The organism is Chelativorans sp. YIM 93263 (assembly GCF_028767125.1).
In the GTDB taxonomy this organism is placed as follows: Bacteria; Pseudomonadota; Alphaproteobacteria; order Rhizobiales; family Rhizobiaceae; genus Chelativorans.
This window is the reverse complement of the sequence record NZ_JAKCWP010000002.1, coordinates 432,950-452,608: the sequence shown is the minus strand read 5'-3', so window position 1 is coordinate 452,608 and position 19,659 is coordinate 432,950. Positions and strand designations below refer to the sequence as shown.

General features: G+C 61.8%; 16 protein-coding genes. 9 read left to right on the top strand and 7 right to left on the bottom strand.

The features are described from left to right. Positions 1 to 43: 43 nt before the first annotated feature. From LY631_RS06345 to LY631_RS06335, 3 genes are all read right to left on the bottom strand, one after another. Positions 44 to 1,228: a beta-ketoacyl-ACP synthase gene (locus tag LY631_RS06345; RefSeq protein ID WP_274424288.1), complete on the bottom strand. Its 1,185-nt coding sequence runs from the start codon at positions 1,226 to 1,228 to the stop codon at positions 44 to 46. Positions 1,229 to 1,256: 28 nt separating this feature from the next. Further along, positions 1,257 to 1,535 carry an acyl carrier protein gene (locus tag LY631_RS06340; protein WP_274424286.1) on the bottom strand — a complete coding sequence of 93 codons (279 nt, stop codon included), beginning with the start codon at positions 1,533 to 1,535 and terminating at the stop codon, positions 1,257 to 1,259. Between the two features lie 105 nt (positions 1,536 to 1,640). Continuing rightward, positions 1,641 to 2,192 carry a histidine phosphatase family protein gene (locus tag LY631_RS06335; protein WP_274424285.1) on the bottom strand — a complete coding sequence of 184 codons (552 nt, stop codon included), beginning with the start codon at positions 2,190 to 2,192 and terminating at the stop codon, positions 1,641 to 1,643. 136 nt (positions 2,193 to 2,328) lie between these two features. Here LY631_RS06335 and LY631_RS06330 point away from each other — a divergent pair, with 136 nt between their 5' ends. Together LY631_RS06330 and LY631_RS06325 are read left to right on the top strand one after the other, a co-directional pair. Then, a complete protein-coding gene (locus LY631_RS06330; RefSeq protein WP_274424284.1) occupies positions 2,329 to 3,279 on the top strand; it encodes an AEC family transporter in 951 nt (316 codons plus the stop codon). Positions 3,280 to 3,443: 164 nt separating this feature from the next. After that, positions 3,444 to 4,901: an NAD-dependent succinate-semialdehyde dehydrogenase gene (locus LY631_RS06325; RefSeq protein ID WP_274424283.1), complete on the top strand. Its 1,458-nt coding sequence runs from the start codon at positions 3,444 to 3,446 to the stop codon at positions 4,899 to 4,901. 239 nt (positions 4,902 to 5,140) lie between these two features. Here LY631_RS06325 and LY631_RS06320 read toward each other — a convergent pair whose 3' ends face one another. Next, the gene (locus LY631_RS06320; protein WP_274424282.1) at positions 5,141 to 6,115 is read right to left on the bottom strand and encodes a threonine ammonia-lyase; all 975 of its coding nucleotides are present in this window, start codon (positions 6,113 to 6,115) and stop codon (positions 5,141 to 5,143) included. A 14-nt stretch (positions 6,116 to 6,129) separates the two neighbouring features. Further along, a complete protein-coding gene (locus tag LY631_RS06315) occupies positions 6,130 to 7,149 on the bottom strand; it encodes a LysR family transcriptional regulator (protein ID WP_274424281.1) in 1,020 nt (339 codons plus the stop codon). A 150-nt stretch (positions 7,150 to 7,299) separates the two neighbouring features. On the opposite strand from LY631_RS06315, the gene LY631_RS06310 reads away from it, so the two are divergent. Continuing rightward, entirely contained in the window at positions 7,300 to 7,545 is a 246-nt protein-coding gene (locus LY631_RS06310) for a hypothetical protein (RefSeq protein ID WP_274424279.1), read from the top strand. Positions 7,546 to 7,639: 94 nt separating this feature from the next. Here the strand turns inward: LY631_RS06310 and LY631_RS06305 are convergent, their stop codons facing one another. Beyond that, on the bottom strand, positions 7,640 to 8,089 hold the full coding sequence (locus tag LY631_RS06305) for an Lrp/AsnC family transcriptional regulator (RefSeq protein ID WP_274424278.1): 450 nt from the start codon (positions 8,087 to 8,089) through the stop codon (positions 7,640 to 7,642). 147 nt (positions 8,090 to 8,236) lie between these two features. On the opposite strand from LY631_RS06305, the gene putA reads away from it, so the two are divergent. The 4 genes from putA to LY631_RS06285 all read left to right on the top strand — a co-directional run bounded on the left by putA (position 8,237) and on the right by LY631_RS06285 (position 15,758). After that, on the top strand, positions 8,237 to 11,854 hold the full coding sequence (gene putA / locus LY631_RS06300) for a bifunctional proline dehydrogenase/L-glutamate gamma-semialdehyde dehydrogenase PutA (RefSeq protein ID WP_274424276.1): 3,618 nt from the start codon (positions 8,237 to 8,239) through the stop codon (positions 11,852 to 11,854). A 417-nt stretch (positions 11,855 to 12,271) separates the two neighbouring features. Further along, positions 12,272 to 13,408: a porin gene (locus tag LY631_RS06295; protein ID WP_274424274.1), complete on the top strand. Its 1,137-nt coding sequence runs from the start codon at positions 12,272 to 12,274 to the stop codon at positions 13,406 to 13,408. A gap of 552 nt (positions 13,409 to 13,960) precedes the next feature. Beyond that, positions 13,961 to 14,458: a hypothetical protein gene (locus LY631_RS06290; protein WP_274424272.1), complete on the top strand. Its 498-nt coding sequence runs from the start codon at positions 13,961 to 13,963 to the stop codon at positions 14,456 to 14,458. A gap of 940 nt (positions 14,459 to 15,398) precedes the next feature. Then, positions 15,399 to 15,758 carry a septal ring lytic transglycosylase RlpA family protein gene (locus LY631_RS06285; protein WP_274424271.1) on the top strand — a complete coding sequence of 120 codons (360 nt, stop codon included), beginning with the start codon at positions 15,399 to 15,401 and terminating at the stop codon, positions 15,756 to 15,758. Between the two features lie 245 nt (positions 15,759 to 16,003). Here LY631_RS06285 and LY631_RS06280 read toward each other — a convergent pair whose 3' ends face one another. Then, the gene (locus LY631_RS06280) at positions 16,004 to 18,067 is read right to left on the bottom strand and encodes a lytic transglycosylase domain-containing protein (RefSeq protein ID WP_274424269.1); all 2,064 of its coding nucleotides are present in this window, start codon (positions 18,065 to 18,067) and stop codon (positions 16,004 to 16,006) included. Between the two features lie 203 nt (positions 18,068 to 18,270). On the opposite strand from LY631_RS06280, the gene dapA reads away from it, so the two are divergent. Further along, on the top strand, positions 18,271 to 19,152 hold the full coding sequence (gene dapA / locus LY631_RS06275) for a 4-hydroxy-tetrahydrodipicolinate synthase (RefSeq protein WP_274424268.1): 882 nt from the start codon (positions 18,271 to 18,273) through the stop codon (positions 19,150 to 19,152). A gap of 28 nt (positions 19,153 to 19,180) precedes the next feature. After that, positions 19,181 to 19,654: an SsrA-binding protein SmpB gene (smpB, locus tag LY631_RS06270; RefSeq protein ID WP_274424267.1), complete on the top strand. Its 474-nt coding sequence runs from the start codon at positions 19,181 to 19,183 to the stop codon at positions 19,652 to 19,654. Positions 19,655 to 19,659 lie beyond the last annotated feature (5 nt).

Sequence of the window (19,659 nt, the reverse complement as noted above, 5' to 3'; positions counted from 1 at the left end):
CTTGCGAAACTGTCGGTCGTTTTCACGCCGTGCTCCTTCCTGCTCAGGCCTTGACGACGAGTCCCATGCCTTCGAAACAATTATAGCCGATTGTCGTGGCAAGGGCCGCCGAGGGCGCGGCGTCAAAGGCCTTTTCGTTTTCCATGTCGAAGGCCGGGTAGGACGCCTCGTGATGAACGGCAAGCGCGGCAAGCGCCACGGCGAACGGGAACTGCGCTTCCTTGAGGTGCCCGGTCAGACTGGAAAAGCCCCGCGTGACGATCTTCCGCCCTTCCAAAGCCGCTTTTTCGGCTTGCGTTGCCGCGTGTGCGCCGGAGGCGCCCGACAGGCCGAGAATCGGTTCCCGATTGCCGGAGAAGGCCTCCAGCATTCCGTCCAGATGCTCCTGAAAGGCGCGTCCCTGGCGGCGTGCGCGGCCCGACAGGACCGTGCCGATCGCCGCATAGGCGTCTCGTCCGCGCTCCTCTGCGTGCTCGCGCGATTCGAGCACCAGAAAGGCCGCGCCCGAGCCTGTTATGATGCCACCACCTTTTTCGTCATCGCGCTGCCAGACCGGCGACCACGCATCACGCTGAAGATGGCCGGCCAACTCATAGGAAAGGAGCATGTCGGGATGCTCCGTCTGAAAGGCCGCGCCGACCAGAATATGGCTCGACTGCCCTGAGCGGATGCGCGCGGCCGCGGTCTCGATGGCCGAGACACCCGCGCCTTCCTCGCCCATGAAGGTACGCGAGGAGCCGGTGACCTTGTGCACGATGGAGATATTGCCGGCCAGGAGGTTCGAAAGCTGTGAGAGGAACAGCGTCGGGCGCAGTTCCGTGGTCAGCTTCTCGTTGATGAGGACATCGTGATCGTTGCGCGAAAGCGATTCGTCCAGAATGGCCTGGTCGACGTCCACGTCCCGCTCGCCGCCGCCGGCCGCCACGACCATGTCCATGGAAGCGCAGAGCGCCTCGTCGGCCTTGATCCCGGCATCGTCGAGCGCAAGCCCGGCCGTATAGGTGCCAAGGCGCTGCCAGGTGCCCATCTGACGCTGATCGCCGCGGCGCGGGATCTGCTCGCTCCAGTCGATCTCGGGCAGGGGGTGGACCGTGTAGGGGGCAAAACGCTCCCGGTCGAGAACCGGGACAGGCGTCTTTTTCGTCAGCGCCTGCCAATGCGCGTCGGGGCCGAGCCCGAGCGAGGAGACGATGCCCATCCCGGTGATGACCACATCTGTCGGATTCATGTCGCCTCGCACGCTGTCCCTGGCGTTCCTAAGCCTTTTCGGCCACCAGCGAATCGATCTTGGAGCACAGATTCTTCATGACGAAGTATTCGTCCGCCCCGACTTTGCCGTCGTTGACTTCCTGTGTCCATTTTTCGAGCGGCACCTTGATGCCGAACTCTTTATCGATGGCAAAGACAATGTCCAGGAAATCCAGGCTGTCGATGCCGAGATCGTCAATGGTGTGGCTTTCGGGCGTAATCGTGTCGCGGTCAATCTCGCTGGTTTCGGCGATGATATCGGCAACCTTGTCGAATGTTGTTGTCACTGCAGGTTTCCCCTGAAACGGGATTCGGTTCCTTGATAAACGATGGCTGTCTAATCGGTTTTTCTAGGCAGGAAAAGGGCAGAACGGTGGTTGCCCCCGGCAAAGTCAGTTGAAGTTTATGCGCGCGGCAACGCCGATCTCGTCATCGGAGCGGGACAGGATGACAGCTTCGGCGTCCCGCGGGCGCACGCCGGCCACGGCTTCTATGGTTTGCGTATGGGTGATCATGATCAGATTTCCTGCGCCGCTATACGTGTTGATGCGCTCGCGCAGCTCTTCAAGTTGGGCGTCCTGCAACTCCGGATCGGGCGAAGGCGGATTCAGCGGCGTGAAAATCTCCACGTCGGTATCGAAGGCGAGATCGGCCGTATCCCGCGCCCGGCAATAGCCGCTGCTCAATACCTGTTGAACCGGCGCCGCACGGGCAAAGAAGAGCGCGCCCATGCGCCGTGCCTGCTGTTCACCCTCGCTGGAGAGGTTGCGCTGGGTGGCGCAGTTCTCGATGTCGAAATTCGCCGGCTCGTTGCCGCCCGGTGAATGCGCGTGGTTGATGAGGATAACCTGGCCGCCATAGCGCAAGAGCGCCCAGCCGGCCTCCGTGGCTGCCACGGGAAGCGCAGCGAGGAGAACGAAGATGAGAACGGCGGCACGAAGCATCAAAATTTCCTTGCTGTTCCCAATCATATAGAGGTGGTGTGCCCGCACATACAATCAGCATCACATAATATTGCGTGAGGACAACCTGCCGCATCTCACTTGCCGGCACCCGCTACATGCCATAAAGCGGACCGCGATGTCGCCCCTTGCTGCCACCGTCGCATTCGTTTTCGGTCTTGTCGCACTCGGCTACTTCAGCGGCTGGTCCGGCCTGTTGAAGCAGGAGACCGATACGGCGCTCACCGAGTTTGCCGTATCCGTCGCCGTCCCGCTGCTTCTTTTTCGCACCATGTCACAAGCCGATTTCGCCGGCAGCCTCCCGCTGGGGCTGTGGGCGGTCTATTTTTCGGCAATCGTGGTCACATGGGGGCTGTCCCAGCTCATAACGGTTCGCGTTTTCGGACGCGACAGTCGCGCCGGGGTCGTCGGAGGCCTGGCCGCCGGATTTTCGAACCTGGTTTTGATCGGGATACCGTTCATGCTGGGCGTTTACGGGCAGGAGGGCTTCGAAATCCTCTCGCTCCTCGTGTCCGTCCACTTGCCGGTTATGACCGCGGCGTCAATTCTGCTGTTCGCACTTTTGGGCAGCAAGGCAGGCGAACGGCCGGGATGGCTGGATATGACGCGGGATTTTGCACGCACCCTCCTGTCCAATCCGCTCGTCATCGGTATTCTGGCCGGGCTCTTGTGGCGCGTGACGGGGCTCTCGATGCCGGCGCTGCTCGAACGGCTGATCGATGCGCTGGCGGATGTTGCCGGGCCGGTCGCGCTGTTTGCGATGGGGCTTAGCCTGCGCCGCTACGGCATCAGCGGGAACGTGCGCCCGGCTCTCGTTGTCGCGGCGCTTAAGCTTTTTCTGATGCCGGCGGCGGCGCTCGTTTTTGCAAAGCTGTTCGGCTTGCCGCCCTTGACTGCCAAGGTGGCCGTTGCGGCCGCGGCACTGCCATCCGGCGTCAATCCCTATCTCATCGCCTCGCAGTTCCGCACCGGCCAGGCGCTGGCCTCCAACGCCATGACCATCGCGACCGCCTCGGCGGTGGTGACGACGTCGTTCTGGCTGGTCGTGGCCCAGTGGGCGTTCGGATGATGGATATACAACGGGAAACTTGCATTCGTTAGATCGGACGTTAGTTTCCAAGGCAAGTTGGCTCCGCTGATACCCGCAAGGCGAATTCGGCGAAGCGCTTTTCGGCTGATACTCGATTTTCATGCGGAACAAGGCGCTTTATCCGCGGCGCCGAGGAGGAAAGAATGCTCCAGAAAACAAGCCAGTTTCTGCGCGAGGCAAACTACATCGACGGTGCCTGGGTCGGAGCCGACTCCGGCGCGACGGTCGAAGTCACGAACCCGGCGGCGGGACAGACGATCGGTACCATACCGAAGGGCGGCAGGACCGAAACACGCCGGGCGATCGAGGCGGCAGACAAGGCTTTTCATTCGTGGAAGAAAACATCCGCGAACGAGCGCGCGGTGCTCCTGCGAAAGCTTCACGACGCGATCATGGACAATCAGGATGCGCTCGCCGAACTGCTCGTTCTGGAGCAGGGCAAGCCGCTGGCGGAAGCCAAGGGCGAGGTCGGCATGTCGGCGGCCTATGTGCTGTGGTTCGCCGAGGAAGGCCGGCGCGCTTATGGCGATCTCGTGCCGTCGCCCTGGGCGGACCGGCGCATTATGGTGACGAAGGAGCCGGTCGGCGTCATCGGCGCCATCACGCCGTGGAATTTCCCGTCTTCCATGCTGGCGCGCAAGATCGGCCCGGCGCTGGCGGCGGGCTGTACGACTGTTGCCAAGCCGGCCACGCAGACGCCTTATTCCGGGCTTGCCTGGGGCGTTCTGGCCGAGGAGGCAGGTATCCCGAAAGGCGTGGTGAATATCGTGACCGGCTCGGCCTCGGAGATCGGCGACGAGCTGTGCGAGAACCCGTTGGTGCGCAAGATCACCTTCACCGGCTCGACTGAGATCGGCAAGATGCTCATCAAGAAGTCGGCGGATACGGTCAAGAAGGTCTCGATGGAGCTCGGCGGCAATGCGCCGTTCCTGGTTTTCGACGATGCCGATGTGGACCGGGCCGTGCAGGGAGCGGTCGCCGCGAAGTATCGCAACTCCGGCCAGACCTGCGTTTGCACGAACAGATTCTTTGTGCAGGAGGGTGTTTACGACCAGTTTGTTGAGAAACTGATTCAAGCGACCAACGAACTGAAAGTCGGCTCCGGGCTGGAGGATGGCACCCAACAGGGGCCGCTGATCGACCAAAGTGCGGTGGAGAAGGTCGAGGAGCTGATCGCTGACGCGACAAGCAAGGGTGCCAAGGTGGTCGCTGGCGGTAATCGCCATGCGCTGGGCGGCACCTTCTTCGAGCCCACCGTGATTTCGGATGCTTCGCCGGACATGCGCTTCATGCAGGAGGAGATCTTCGGGCCCGTTTCGCCCATATTCCGCTTCAAGGAAGAGGATGAAGGCGTGGCTCTCGCCAACGATACGATTTTCGGCCTCGCCTGCTACTTCTATACCGGCGACCTGGGGCGCACGTTCCGCGTCATGGAGGGCCTGAGATACGGTCTCATCGGGGTGAACGAGGGCATTATCACCACCGTCGAAGCCCCGTTCGGCGGCCTGAAGGAATCCGGCCTCGGCAAGGAAGGCGGACATCAGGGCATTGAGGACTATCTCGATACCAAGTACGTCTGCATCGGCGGGCTGGGGCTTTAAGGTCATGATGAATTGACGAGGTGCGCGATTTACTCGGAAGTCCGCCCTCGTGTTTCGTATTTAGGCACGCTCAGGAAGCTCACGGTAAAGGCTCGTGTTGCGCCTGGCTCTTCAAGGCCGCAGCTTTGCACAGCCGCTCCCACCCAAGTTCATCTTGCTTTATAGCCAGGTGAACTTGGGTGGGGCACCTCTCTCGCTCGTCACAAGATTTCCAGGTTCATTGCTTCAGGAGTAGCCCTTCAGGATATGAGTTTGGCAAACAGGCCGGCATCGACATTGCCGCCGGTGAGAACGATGGCGACCGTTTGCCCCCTCACATCGATGTGCTGGCTCAGCAAAGCAGCAAGAGCCGCCGCTCCGGAGGGTTCCACCACCAGCTTCAGTTCACGGAAGGCGAAAGCAACGGCCCGCTTTACCTCTTCCTCCGAGACGATCAGGCCTCCCGTGACATGCTGCTTGTTTATCTGGAAGGTAAGTTCGCCCGGCATCTGAACCAACAGCCCGTCGCAAATCGAACCGGAGGCTTTCTGATTGGCTCGTCGTTCGCCCGCGATGAACGATCGCGCGTGATCGTCGAATTCTTCCGGTTCCACGGAGTAGAGCTCCGTTGACGGTGCTTGGTCGTGGATCGCCAGGGCGCTTCCCGCGAGCAGTCCGCCGCCCCCGCAGGGAAAGAGGACCGCGTCGGGCGTGAGTTTCAGCTCGTTCAGGTCTTCGACGATTTCGCGGCCGACGGTTCCCTGTCCAGCGATGATGAAGAAATCTTCGAATGGCGGGACGACAATAGCGCCACGCTCCTCGGCGATCCCGTTGGCCACGGCCACACGGTCGTCTTTGTCGCGATCGAACAGCACCACCTCCGCACCGGCTGCGGCCGTACGCTCCCGTTTCGTCGCGGGACTGTCCATCGGCATCACGCTGGTGGCGCGGATGCCGAGCAATCTGGCGGCCGTGGCGACGCCAAGCGCATGGTTTCCGGAAGACAATGCCACCACACCGACCGCTTTGCGCTCGTCGGGGATGCGTGAGAGACGGTTATACGCACCACGAAATTTGAAGGCGCCGGCGCGCTGCAGTGTCTCCGCCTTCAGGAACACCCTGGCACCGGTGATGGTATCGAGCTCGGGCGAGGTCAGGAGCGGCGTGCGAAGCGCCACGCCGGAGATCACACGGGCTGCATCGGCGACATCGGCCGCAGTGGGTAATTCAGGCACGGGCGAATCCTGTGTCAGACGCGAGGTTCGGATACGATAAGAGGCTGTGTCCCGATAGTAATGCGGGCAGGATCGTGCGCGCTCTCGACGGCGGCGGCATCGAACTCCTCCCCGGAAGGCTCTGGGCCTTCGTCCTTGCCGGAAAGGTTTGAGTGAAACTCGGATGCGAGCCACCGCGCTGCGGGGCCAAGCGGATTTGCGCCATTGCGTATTGTGTAGACCGGGTATCCACCCTGGTCAAAAGCGGGAAACTGAAGATGGACGAGGCGGCCACGAGCCACATCCTCCTCTACGAGGGGGGCAGGAAGCCCACCCCAACCCAATCCGCCACGGATAAACATGTACTTGGTCGCGCCGTCGCTGACCCGCCAGGTCTTGAAGGAGAGAATGTTGAAATCCTCTCCCTCCGTAAGCCCTGAGTCGTCGTGTATGACGAGTTGCGTCTTGTCTCGTACATCGGCCAGGGTCAATGGGCGGTCCAGCATTCCCAGGGGGTGCTCCGGAGCCGCGACGGGAATCATAGCCGACGAGTGGCCGATCCGTTCGAAAATGATCCGGTCGTTTTTCGTTGGCAACACACCGCCGAAACCGATGACGGCCTTGCCGTTTATGACGGCATCCATGACGTGCCCGAGCGTGCCAACCGTCACATTCAAGGACACGGCAGGATAACGACCTCGGAACGCGCGCAGCGTATCGATAACGGTTTCACACGGCACCATGCCGTCCACGGCGACATTAAGCTCCCCCTCGAGACCATCGTTCAAAGCCTGCACGCGGGCTCGCATCAGGTCGAGGTCGCCAAGCATCCGGCGGGTATCCTCAAGGACGGATTTACCCGCTTCCGTAAGTTGCGGTCGCTTCGTGCCGGAACGGCTAAAGAGCTTCAGGCCCAGCTGGGCTTCGAGATTCGTGATCGTGTAGCTGATAACCGATTGTGTGCGATTGAGCGCGCGGGAGGCAGCCGAGAAGCTGCCCTTCTCCACGACGGTCAGGAACACCTGTAGCTGATCCAGGGTCGGATTGGGCTGCATGTCTCATCCATCCGTTCGATAAGTTTGTTCGAAATTATCGCGGTTTTGGACAGATATGTCCATTCCTATCTCATGCTCATCGAGCGTGGGCCAGGAACGGAACGAGTTTCGAGAAGGCCGCGCTCTCAACTCGAATAGGAAAGAAACACCATGCGTAAGATCATTTTCCTTGCTTCCGCCCTCTCGGTTCTGGCCGCGCCGGCCTTGGCGCTTGAGCCCATCCCGGGCAGCATCACCTATGGTGGGCCGTCCGAGGTCCAACTGGAGAAGACACCCGTCGGCTCCGTGACGTTCCACAACGTGCATCATCGGGGCAACCACTATCGGGAGGTCTATGTGGTGGGGCCCGATCAGCGTTTTGAACTGGTCAGCCGCACTCTCCTAAGCAGCGACTGATAAGCCTCCTACGTTCTCTCCTGCTGCCCGCCGTTTCCGCTAAGAAACGGCGGGCACTTTTTATACGGGTGGGCCGAGAGTCCGTCCAGCGCGATTACCGATCCTTCACCGACTCCATCGCCACGAAGGTGGAGGTGTGTGAGACATGGGGAAGAGTCGAGATTTTTTCGCCGAGCACGCGGCGGTAAGCCGAGATGTCCTTCGTGCGAACCTTCAAAAGATAATCGAAACCCGACGCAATCATATGGCACTGCTCGATCTCGGGGACTTCGAGAGCGGCGCGGTTGAAGGCCTGAAGTGCTGCCGAGCGCGTATCGGACAATGTCACTTGCACGAAAGCCAGATGGGCTTCTCCGGTGCGCTCGCGGTCGATGATCGCGCTATAGCCGCGAATGATGCCTTTCTCCTCGAGCCGGCGCAGGCGCGCCTGCACGGGCGTCTTCGACAGGCCGACACGGCGGGCGAGCTCAGTTGTGGAAAGCCGCGCATCCCGAGACAGCGTTTCCAGGATGGCGCGGTCGATGCGGTCCAAACGGGCTGACATTTCGATTTTTCCAGTCCAATCAGGATTTCGACGCGAGGCAGAATAGTCAAATCGACCAGTTATTTCGCTGTTTTAGGCCGATGGAGACGAATATTATATGGTAGTCAATAGCATCTTGTTGCTGTTACGTCAGAGCGGAGGCCAGCCATGTCCATACCCGATTCCGGGCCCCTGCGCGCGGAGATCCGCGACAATTACCTGACCGAAGAGGGAAAGGCGCTTGTGCGTCTCGTTTCCATGGCTGACCTTTCCCAAGCGCGGCGCGAGGCGATTTCCGCGCATGCGGCCGAATTGGTGCGCGCGGTTCGCAAAAAGTCCGACCTTCATCTTATGGAGGCGTTTCTTTCCGAATACGGCCTTTCCACGAGCGAGGGCGTGGCGCTGATGTGTCTGGCAGAGGCACTGCTGCGCGTTCCGGACGCGGAGACGGTGGACGATCTCATCCGCGACAAGATCACGCCGCACGACTGGTCTGCGCATTCGGGCGATTCCGCCTCGATTTTCGTCAACGCCTCTACCTGGGCCTTGATGCTGACGGGCCGGGTGCTGGACGAGCGCGGGGAAGGGGTGGAATCCACCTTGCGCCGCATGGTGCGGCGGCTTGGCGAACCGGTGATTCGTACGGCAGTGGGCGCGGCCATGCGGGAGATGGGCGAGCAGTTCGTGCTCGGCCGAACCATCGGCGAAGCCGTCAAGCGCGGCCGCCCCTATACCGACAAGGGCTATACCTATTCCTACGACATGCTCGGCGAGGCGGCGCGTACCGAGGCCGATGCCAAGCGATACTTCGAAGCTTACCGTCAAGCGATCGCCGCGCTGAAGGAGCAGGCCAACAGCCGCGATATCCGTGAGAATCCCGGTATCTCGGTGAAGCTTTCGGCGCTCCACCCTCGCTACGAGGCAACGCACCGCGAGGCGGTGGTGCCGCAAATCTCCGAGCGGCTGCTCATCCTGGCGCAGGCGGCGCGGGAAGCCGGCATGGGGCTGAACATCGATGCTGAGGAGGCGGACCGGCTGGACATCTCGCTCGATATCATTGAGCGCGTGCTTGCCGAGCCGTCGCTCGCAGGTTGGGATGGCTTCGGTGTGGTCGTGCAGGCGTATGGGCAGCGCGCGCCCTTCGTACTCGACTGGCTCCACGCGCTCGCGTCGAGACTCGACCGGCGGATCATGGTGCGGCTGGTCAAGGGCGCGTATTGGGATACGGAGATCAAACGCGCCCAGGTGTTGGGGCTTTCGGGCTATCCCGTCTTCACCCGCAAGGTGAACACCGACGTTTCCTACATCGCCTGCGCGCGCAAGCTGCTTTCCATGACCGATCGCGTCTATCCGCAGTTCGCCACTCATAACGCACACACCATGGCCGCGATTCTGGCGATGGCGGAGGACAAGGACACGTTCGAGTTCCAGCGTCTGCACGGTATGGGCGAGGCGTTGCACGAGACCGTCCGCCGGCGTGAGGGCACGCGTTGCCGCATCTATGCGCCCGTGGGGGCGCATGAAGACCTGCTGGCCTATCTCGTCCGCCGGCTTCTGGAAAACGGGGCCAATTCTTCCTTCGTGCACCAGATCGTGGATGAGGATGTGAGTGCCGAGGAGATCGCGCGCGATCCCTTTGCCACAGTGGAGGCGAACAATCAGGCGGCCAATCCCGCCATTGCCGCCCCGTCCGATATTTTTGGGCCCGACCGGCCGAACGCCAAGGGGTGGGACATCACCGACCCGCAGGCGATGGAGATCGTCGACACCGAGCGCAACCGCTTCCGCCCGCCCCATCAATGGGAGGCAGGGCCGATCACGCGCGCGCCCGGTTCCGGCAAGGCGCGTACTGTTCTGAACCCAGCGCGGCTGGACGAGGTGGTCGGCACTGTAACGGATGCCTCCGCTGACCAGGCCCGCGAGGCCGTGGGGCTCGCGCTTGCCGCGCAGGCCGGCTGGGCGGCAACGCCGGTAAAGGAACGCGCGGCGATTCTCCGGCGGATTGCCGATCTCTACGAGGCCAATGCGAGCGAACTTTTCGCCCTTGCCACGCGGGAGGCGGGCAAATCTTTGGCCGACGGCGTGGCCGAGGTGCGGGAAGCGGTGGATTTCCTGCGCTACTACGCCATGGAGGCGCAGAACGTCGAAGCGGGCACCCGCGCACGCGGGGTGATCGTCTGCATTTCGCCGTGGAACTTCCCGCTCGCCATCTTTACCGGGCAGATTGCGGCCGCGCTCGTCACCGGCAATACGGTGGTGGCCAAGCCGGCCGAGCAGACCTGCCTCATTGCCGCGCGGGCAGCCGCGCTCATGCATGAGGGTGGGATTCCGCAAGACGTGCTGCAACTCCTGCCCGGCGATGGGCCCAGCGTGGGCGGGCCGTTGACGGGGGACCCGCGGATCGCCGGCGTGTGTTTCACCGGTTCGATGGATACGGCCCGGCTCATCGAGCGGCAACTGGCCGAGACGGCGGCGCCGGATGCCATGCTGATCGCCGAGACGGGCGGGCTCAACGCCATGATCGTCGATTCCACGGCGCTGCCGGAACAGGCAGTGCGGGACATTCTGGCCTCGGCGTTCCAGAGCGCGGGGCAGCGCTGTTCCGCGTTGCGCGCGCTTTATATCCAGAAGGATGTGGAGGACCGTACGGTCGAGATGCTGACGGGCGCCATGAAGGCGCTTTCGATGGGCGACCCGTGGGAGCGCTCCACCGACGTTGGGCCGGTCATCGACGATGAGGCGCGGGCCGATATTTCCGGCTATTGCGCCGAGATGGAAAGCAAGGGCCGGCTGATCGCCAAGCTCGACGCGCCGGAGGGCGGCCGCTTTGTCGCCCCGCATGCGTTCAAGGTTTCCGGAATTGAGGAGATAGAGAGGGAGGTCTTCGGCCCCGTGCTGCATGTGGCGACGTTTGATGTCGAGGAGATGGAAAAGATCATCGCCGACATCAACGCCAAAGGATATGGGCTCACATTCGGACTTCACACACGGATCGACGCTCGCGTGCAGGAAATCGTGGACGGTGTGCATGCGGGCAATCTCTATGTAAACCGCAACCAGGTGGGCGCGGTAGTCGGCTCCCAGCCCTTCGGCGGCGAGGGGCTTTCGGGAACGGGCCCCAAGGCGGGCGGGGCGCATTACCTGTGCCGGTTCCGGAGCGCGCCGGAAAAGAGCGACGCCATGCCCTCGGGCAGTCCCATCCTTGGCACGAGGGAACTGGCCGACCGCCTTCCCGAATTTTCGCAGGAATGGGCCGGGCGGGGTGATCGCGTGTCGGTCCTACGGCAGATTTTACGCGGGCGCTGGTCGGACGTGCTTTCGGCCGCCGCGGGCCTGGACTACGGCCCCATCGACCTGCCGGGACCGACAGGCGAGGCCAACAGCCTCAAGTTGACCCCGCGCGGGCGCGTCCTCTGCCTGGGGGCCGATCCGGAGGTGCTGGTCGCGCAGGTTATCCAGGCGCTGAGCGCGGGGAACGCCGTTCTGGCCGTGGGTGGGGAGGCGATGTCTCTCCTCCAGCCGCTCCTGAAAGGCGAACTGCCGCTCGCCGTGTTGGACGGGCGAGTGGAGGCGGAAGCGCTGACGAGCCTTGCCGTGGATCTTGTCGCGGCCCAGGGCGAGTCCGGCTGGCTGACGGCGCTTCGCCGGGCGTTGGCCGCGCGCCAAGGGGCGATGGTACCTCTGGTGACGGAGACGCTTTATCCGGCGGCGTATGTGCACGAGCGCGCCGTTTGCGTCGACACGACCGCGGCGGGCGGTAACGCGACGCTGCTCGCGTCGGCTTGAGCCGCACCGGTGGGGCGCGAGACGAATCGGCCACGCGGCATTTTCCTTATCGTGGGTCCGTCCGGCCGGTCATTTTCCGAATCGTGATGGCCTCTGTTGCGCAATGATTCGCGCTGGGAGGGGTCGGAGAGTGTGCTTGTCTACACAGGCGAGGCGGTTTTTTCGCTGTGTTCCTTAACGAGTCCTTACTGGGACCGCTATATTCGTGGCATTTGTGCAACAGGTGATGCGGATAGGCTCCATCAAGCGCAGTTGAGCGGGCGATCGTTGTTGAACGCAGGCGCTCCATAGGTAATGTCGGCTTCGGAGAGAGAGCGCTGCTGCGCACTTATCTCACACATTGGGGATGGGGCAGGGAAGCTGTCCTTCAGCAATATACCCAGACCCTACTTTAAAACTTTGACTGGAGGTCAGAACATGAACATTAAGAGCCTTCTTATCGGCTCTGCGGCTGCCACGGTTGCCGCTACCGGCGCCCAGGCTGCCGATCCGATCATCGTGCCTGAGCCGGAGCCGATGGAATATGTCCGCGTCTGTGACGTTTACGGCGCCGGCTTCTTCTACATTCCGGGGACCGAGACCTGCTTGCGGGTCGGTGGAATGGTTCGTTACCAGATCGGTTTCACCAATGGTGACTTCGGTGATTCCGATGGTTGGGATAAGTATGCTCGTGGTGAGCTCAACATCGATGCCCGCTCTGAGACCGAACTCGGCACGCTGCGCGGCTGGATAAAGTTCCGTGGCACCAGCTCGAATGGGCCTACTTATGCAGTGCCCGGCCTGAACGAAGGTGAGGCCATTTCCACAGGTGTCACCAGCTCGGGTGTAAACCTGCAGCAGGCGATCATCTCGCTTGGTGGCCTCTCCATGGGTATGAGCGACTCGATCTATGATGTCGGTATCCACGGTGAGCAGGATCGGGGTTACTTCCCGGATTCGCGCGTCCACTTCGTTAGCTACACCTTTGATGCGGCCAACGGCTTCTACACCACGATCGTGCTCGAAGAAGCTGACGAAGACTACGATTGGACGCCAAACGTCGTCGGTAACATCGGTATCGCTCAGGGCTGGGGCAGTGCCGATCTCTACGGTGCCTATGACGCCACCGCCGAAGAGTTCGCCCTTAAGGGTATCGTGAGGACCAACCTGACGGAGACGTTCTTTGCGGAGGCTCTGGCCACGTATGAGAGCGGCATCAGCTTCTACTCGGTCAATCCGTTTGATGGCATTTCCTCCACCACTTATGACACCGACGAAGGTACTTCCAGCTTCCATCCGGGCGCCGAGTGGTCAGCTGCTGGTACGCTGGGCTTTCATGCCACGCCTAAGCTGACGGCTTCTGTGGGTGGTGCTTACTACAGCAATGTTGGCCATGATTTCGCTGCAGACCTGTTCGGTGGCGAGGTTAACGCCTACAATGTCGGCACGACCATCGACTACGAGATCGTCGAGAACTTCGATGCCAAGTTGGCTGTCAACTACACCAACTTCGACACCCCGGAGGGTGATGTTGACCAGTGGCATGGCTTCCTGCGCTTGCAGCGCAACTTCTAATCTCGGTTAGAAGTCAGCTATCCATGACCCGGCGGGCTTGCCCGCCGGGTTTTTCTTTGCCGAGTGTAATGGCGGCTTTGCGTTTCAAAGATCCTTCCGCAAGTGGCCAGTTTCCTTGTATTCTATAGAAGAACTTGCTGTTTGCCCGGGGCAGGGATCTGAAATTATCCCTCAGAGTTGATGACGCGCGTGAGGTGCATTTCCAAGAAGCGCTGTCACGTTTCGCCCTCGCTCAGGCTCGGTTCTAGGCTCAAGTTCTGGGATCTTGAGTGGCCATCCAGCGCGCTGGTGTTTCCGCAGAAGCCGCCTCACAGGAACATCCTGGGCCCGCGAGCAAAGCGAGGCTACGCGTGAGGTGCTATCCGGCACAAAACCGCTGTGGCTCGAATCGACCGAGAGCATCAATCCACAGCGGGATGGGGGCTTACGGCCCCTCGATGAGCAAGCAAAGGTCGGCTTCGCGGCGATGAAACACAACCGCGTTACCAGGGGAACATGAGCGCCCTTCTGTCGTTCGCAGTGGAATCATCAACGCGACCCAGGAGATGAACGATGAAACGACTTCTATTGCTTCCCGCAATCGTGGCGTTCAGCGCCGGAACGGCTCTCGCTCAGTCGAACACCGAGAGGCAGGTGACGGTTGATCTCGAGAACATTGAGCCGGAGATCGCCGCCAACGTGACCGTCGACTCCACCAGCGGCATCCCGAGTACCGTGAATGTGGAGCCCTGGCTGGCGGAGAGTGTCTGCGATGTCGACTCGGCTGAGCTGGCCGCCCAGCTCACGGCGGGGAACGCGTATTGCATGGCCGTCGCGAACTCGCCCGAACTGATGCAGATCGTGGAAGAGGTGATGGTCGCCGGCTATACTACCAATGATCCTGCCAGGGATACTGAAAGGACCACCGGCACTGACGAAACCGTCACAGGTGAAATAGGGGACGACGACGGAATCGGTGACGACGGCGCGACCGATGGCGACGATGACACCGATAGTGGTGACGATGACACCGATACCGGTGGCGACACGGACGATGGCGAATTGGACTGATCATCCGTCCGGCCATTCCCGTTGATATTGTCGGCCTGAAAACGCCCGCCGCGTCCGCGCGGCGGGCGCAAACGTTGCTGGCCGGTCAGCTATGATGCAGGGTTGAAAGCTCGCATTTGCGATAGCGTTCCGCTTGCCTTCGTCCTCCTATTTGTCAGTCTTTGTCAGTAGTGTATTTTTTTCTAGGAATTTTATCCCCGACCTCTCAGCCACCCTTATTCNCATTTGCGATAGCGTTCCGCTTGCCTTCGTCCTCCTATTTGTCAGTCTTTGTCAGTAGTGTATTTTTTTCTAGGAATTTTATCCCCGACCTCTCAGCCACCCTTATTCTGCACCCATCGCCCTCACGGGAACCGGATGCGCACCGGGTGTTCGGGAGGGCGGCGGCAGCCTCCCCCTGCAGGTAACCGGTACCTGGAGGCATGTGAGGGCCCGCAACAGGCCGGCGGCGCCGGGGTGCTGGGTGACAGACAGCATCGCCGGAAAAACCGGGCACCGGGTGAGAGACGGTGTCGGGCAGCCGCGGAGAAGCCGCTAGGGCTTCTTCTTCGGCCCGGCCAAGACCACCCCCTAATTGGGTGCAGCCGGGAAGGAGAGAGAAGCCCGAGTGACCGGCCAACCGCGGGACAGCGGCCGGACGGGCGGCCCGAGGGTCGCACGATTACTACTAGACGAGCGATGCTTTGGCCGCCCGTCTTCCCATACCGCTCTTGGACGACCAGAGAGCGGGTTCTTTGACAAGCCCCGGCGGACCACCGCGCGGGAACGAATAGGCATGCCTTCACCGCATCCTGAGGTGCGGAGCGGTGGAGGTCTCGAAGGGCGAGGTGAGCGCAAGCACTAGCCCGCAGGCCTCACACAATAAATCACTTCCTGCCGTCCCATGGTCAATTTTCGCCCTTATAGGTGGTGAAACTCCACTGCAAGGGAATGCCGAACAATGAAGATACCAGCCGCACGGCGCGCCGCATCGGCTCTGCTGGCTCTTTCACTCTCCACCCTCTATCCCGCAACAGTTTACGCCCAATGCGGCAGCGCTTCATGGTATGCGTTGACTTCAAAGACCGCCTCCGGCGAGCGCATGAACCCGTCGGCCATGACGGCCGCGCATCGCAAGCTTCCCTTCGGCACGAAAGTCAAAGTCGTGAACAGGCGCAACAATAAGTCCGTCATCGTGCGTATCAATGACCGCGGCCCGTTTGTTGGCGGGCGCATTCTCGACCTCTCCAAGGCGGCAGCGGCCAAGCTTGACTTCGTCCGCGCCGGTCACACGAATATCTGCCTCGAGAGAGTAAAGTAGCCGCTCAGGTGTAAAGCCTAACGTCGTCCACCCCACGGGAGCGGGTCCGTCGAGGAATGAACACCCTCTCCGGCCCGCCTTCGGCGGCCCAACTCCCCCGTCGAAGGGGAGGAGAAGCCTGCCAGCATCACTTTAGCAAAGCGCCCATACTCGTCGCTGGCGGAGGAACGCCGAACCCGGCTGGGACAACCCGTCCAGCCGCCTCAGGCGGCAGTCGCCCCTCAAGGGGAAAGCGTTCAAGTCGCTTATCGCCCCTTCGTCAGGTCGTCCACGATATCGAAGCTGCCGGTAAGGCGCATCTTGTAGACTTGGTAGTTTTCCATCACGCGCTGCACGTAGTGACGCGTTTCGGTGAAGGGGATGCGCTCGATCCAGTCGATCACCTGGTCGAGGGGTTTTCCGCGCGGATCGCCATAGCGTGCCATCCACTGCTGCGCGCGGCTCGGGCCGGCGTTGTAGCCGATGAACGTCAGAATATAGGAGCCGTCGAAACGGTCGAGCTGCTCGCTCAGATAGGTTGCGCCGAGGGTGGCGTTGTATCCGGCATCGGCAGTAAGGCGGGAGGTGGAAAAAGGAAGGCCGCTTTTGCGCGCCATGTCCCGTGCTGTGCCCGGCATGAGCTGCAGCAGGCCAAGCGCGCCCGCGCTGGAGCCCGCGCCGACATTGAACTCGCTTTCCTGCCGGGCGATGGCATAGGCGAGCGCCTTGCCCGCGCCTGAGACCGCGGCGCCGGCCGGAATTGCTCCAACCGGATGGGTGAGCGCTCCGACATCCAGCCCCCGCGCTGCCGCAATCTTGCCGATGCGCAGCGCCAGATAGTGGCTTCGGTTGCGCTCGGCCATTGCCGCGAGAAGCGCGAGCTCGCCAGCGGTCGGCAGTTCCTCGGCTAAGGCATGATAGAGGCTATCGGCCAGCCGTTCGTGACCGGCGTTCTGCAAGCGGGTGATTGCGCGCACGGTTTCGCGCGCGGTAAAGTTTTTGCTATCGCTGGTCGTCGGTTCGGGATGATCGGCTGTGATCGTGTTGCGGCCCAGTTTCGCGGCCGCAAGCTGCCCGTAAAACGCCGTGCCGTAATTGGCGGCGCGCTGGTAATATTCCGTCGCATCGCCGGCCCCGCCGGCTTCCGCGGCACGGCCCAGCCAGTAGTAGGCGCGGGAAAGGGAGATCGCGCCCTCGGCAACCTGCGCAATCCTGGCGAAGTGGCGGGAGGCCGTCTCAGCGTCGTCCAAGTGTTGCAGGGCCAGCCAGCCCGCATGGAATTCCGCGTCGGCGATGGCGGTCTTGCCGTCCGCGGCATGCCCTGCGGCAATGCGATAGGCCGTTTGCGGGTCGCCTTCGTCCAGAAGCTCACGCGATAGGACGCGTCGTTCCACCCACCATTCGTCGGGGTCGATGAGCTGCTCTGCATCGCCGGGCGCGGAAAGCATTACCTGCGCTGCTTCATCGAATTTTCCTGAGCGGCGCAGATATCTCGCCTTGGCAAACAGGTATCCGGCGAAGTGCTGCGCCTTCGGGACCGCATCCAACAGTGTGCCCGCATCCGACTGGTTGCGGATGACCGCTGCCCAAGCCTTGGTCAGCGCCTCGCCTCCTGCGCGCGCCGCCACGCGCTCGGCGGAGCGTATCCGGTCTTCGTATAGCATGCGTTCCATGCGGTAGCGGTGATCGTCGGCCGAGATCAGATCTCCGAAGGCCTTGAGGAATGCGTGCTCCTGCGAGGCCGCCAATTTCTCCTGTCGCCAGAACGGGGTCAGGAGACGGCGCGCGGCCTCCCGCTCTCCGAGTGCTACATGGGCTTTCGCCAGCGCCATGGTGCCTGCGAAGGTGGTCGGTTGCGTGTCGCCGAAAGCCTCGACAACCTCCTGCGGTGGCGCATTCTCGCGGTAGAGCGCTCGTTCGCTGTTGGCGCGGCGGCGGGCCATTCCGGGCCAATCGTCGAGAATGCCGGAGGCGCTCGCAATTTCGATGCTGGGAATGTCCGCAGCATTCGACATGGCGATGGCCCAGGTCAGGATGCGGTGATCGAGAGACTCGTCGGCAAGTCGGTCGCGCGCGCTCAATGCGCGCCGACCATCGCCCTTGGAGAGGGCGTCCAGCCCTTCCTTGAGCACGCTCATGTCGGTTTGCGTCAGCACGCCGGCGGAAAAGGGGATCGAGGCGGCGGAGGCCGTCGGGTTCATGGGAGCGTAGGGTCTCGGGTCCGGCAGGGGGGCGGTGGAGGGAAGGTCGAGACTCATGGCCCCCACACTCGAACAATTCATCGCCAGCGCAAGTCCCGCCAGCCTCGATACAGTGCCCAACCTTGTCATTGCGTAACCACTCTGCGTAAAACAGCCCGCATACACTTCCTATGGTGCGACCATGAAAAACGGGCAATTGCAGCTTATCGTGCATGGCCGTTTTCTAACAACCATGCCGTTATCCTCACCTTGCGCTTAGAGCGTGGCAACACTATGGTCCCGCGTCCGTCGATCAGATGGCGGCAGGCTTCGGGGTTTGGTGGAGTAAGAGAATGTTCAGTGGTTCGATGACCGCGCTGGTAACGCCATTCCGGCAGGACGGTAGTATCGATGAAGAAGCCTTCCGCTCGTTCGTGAAATGGCAGATCGAGGAGGGAAGCAACGGCCTCGTTCCCGTAGGCACTACGGGCGAGTCGCCGACCCTCAGCCATGAAGAACACCGCGAGGTGGTCCGTATTTGCGTGGAAGTTGCCGGCGGCCGCGTTCCGGTGATCGCCGGCGCGGGGTCCAACTCGACGCGGGAAGCGGTGGAGTTCGTCGCGCACGCCGAGTCGGTCGGTGCCGATGCCGTTCTGGTCGTCACGCCCTATTATAACAAGCCAAATCAGGAAGGGCTCTACGAACATTTCGCGGCCATCGCCCGGGCCACCAGCTTGCCGATCATCATCTACAACATTCCGCCGCGCTCGGTGATCGACATGACGCCGGAGACGATGGGGCGTCTGGCCAAGGATTTCTCCAATATTGTAGGCGTGAAGGACGCGACGGCCAAGGTCGACCGCGTCTCGGAGCAGCGCATTACCTGTGGCAAAGACTTTATCCAGCTTTCCGGCGAGGACGCTTCTGCGCTTGGTTTCAATGCACATGGTGGCGTGGGTGCCATTTCGGTGACGGCCAATGTGGCGCCCCGGCTTTGCGCCGCGTTTCAGAAGGCAACGCTCGCCGGCGAGCGGGAGCAGGCCATTGAGCTGCAGGACCGTCTCATGCCTTTGCACAAGGCACTGTTCATCGAGCCGGGGCTGTGCGGCACGAAATATGCGCTGTCGCGTTTGGGCAAGGTGGAGAATGTCGTACGACTGCCGCTGCTGCCCGTGACCGCGAAGACGGCCGAGCACATCGACGCGGCGATGAAGCACGCCGGTCTTCTGGACTGATCTGATTTTTCTCACGACTGTGTTTTGAATGGCCAAGGAAAAGAATCCGAACAGCCGAACCATTGCCGAGAACCGCAAGGCGCGGTTCTCCTATGAGATCATGGATACGCTCGAAGCGGGCCTCGTGCTGGTTGGTACGGAGGTGAAGTCCCTCCGTGAGGGGCACGCGAATATCCAGGAATCGTATGCCTCTGTTGAAGGTGGTGAGATATGGCTTATCAACGCTCATATCCCGGAATATTCGGCCGGCAATCGGTTCAATCACGCGCCCCGGCGGCGCCGGAAACTTCTCTTGTCGAAACGCGAGATGGCCCGGCTGTCGCAAGCGGTGGAGCGTGAAGGTATGACGCTGGTGCCGCTTCGGCTCTATTTCAACGAGCGCGGACTCGCAAAGCTGAATCTGGCACTGGCGCGGGGTAAGAAGACCCACGACAAACGCGAAACGGTGAAGCAGCGCGACTGGAATCGCGAGAAGGCGCGGCTGTTGAAGGAGAGAGGGTGAGGGGA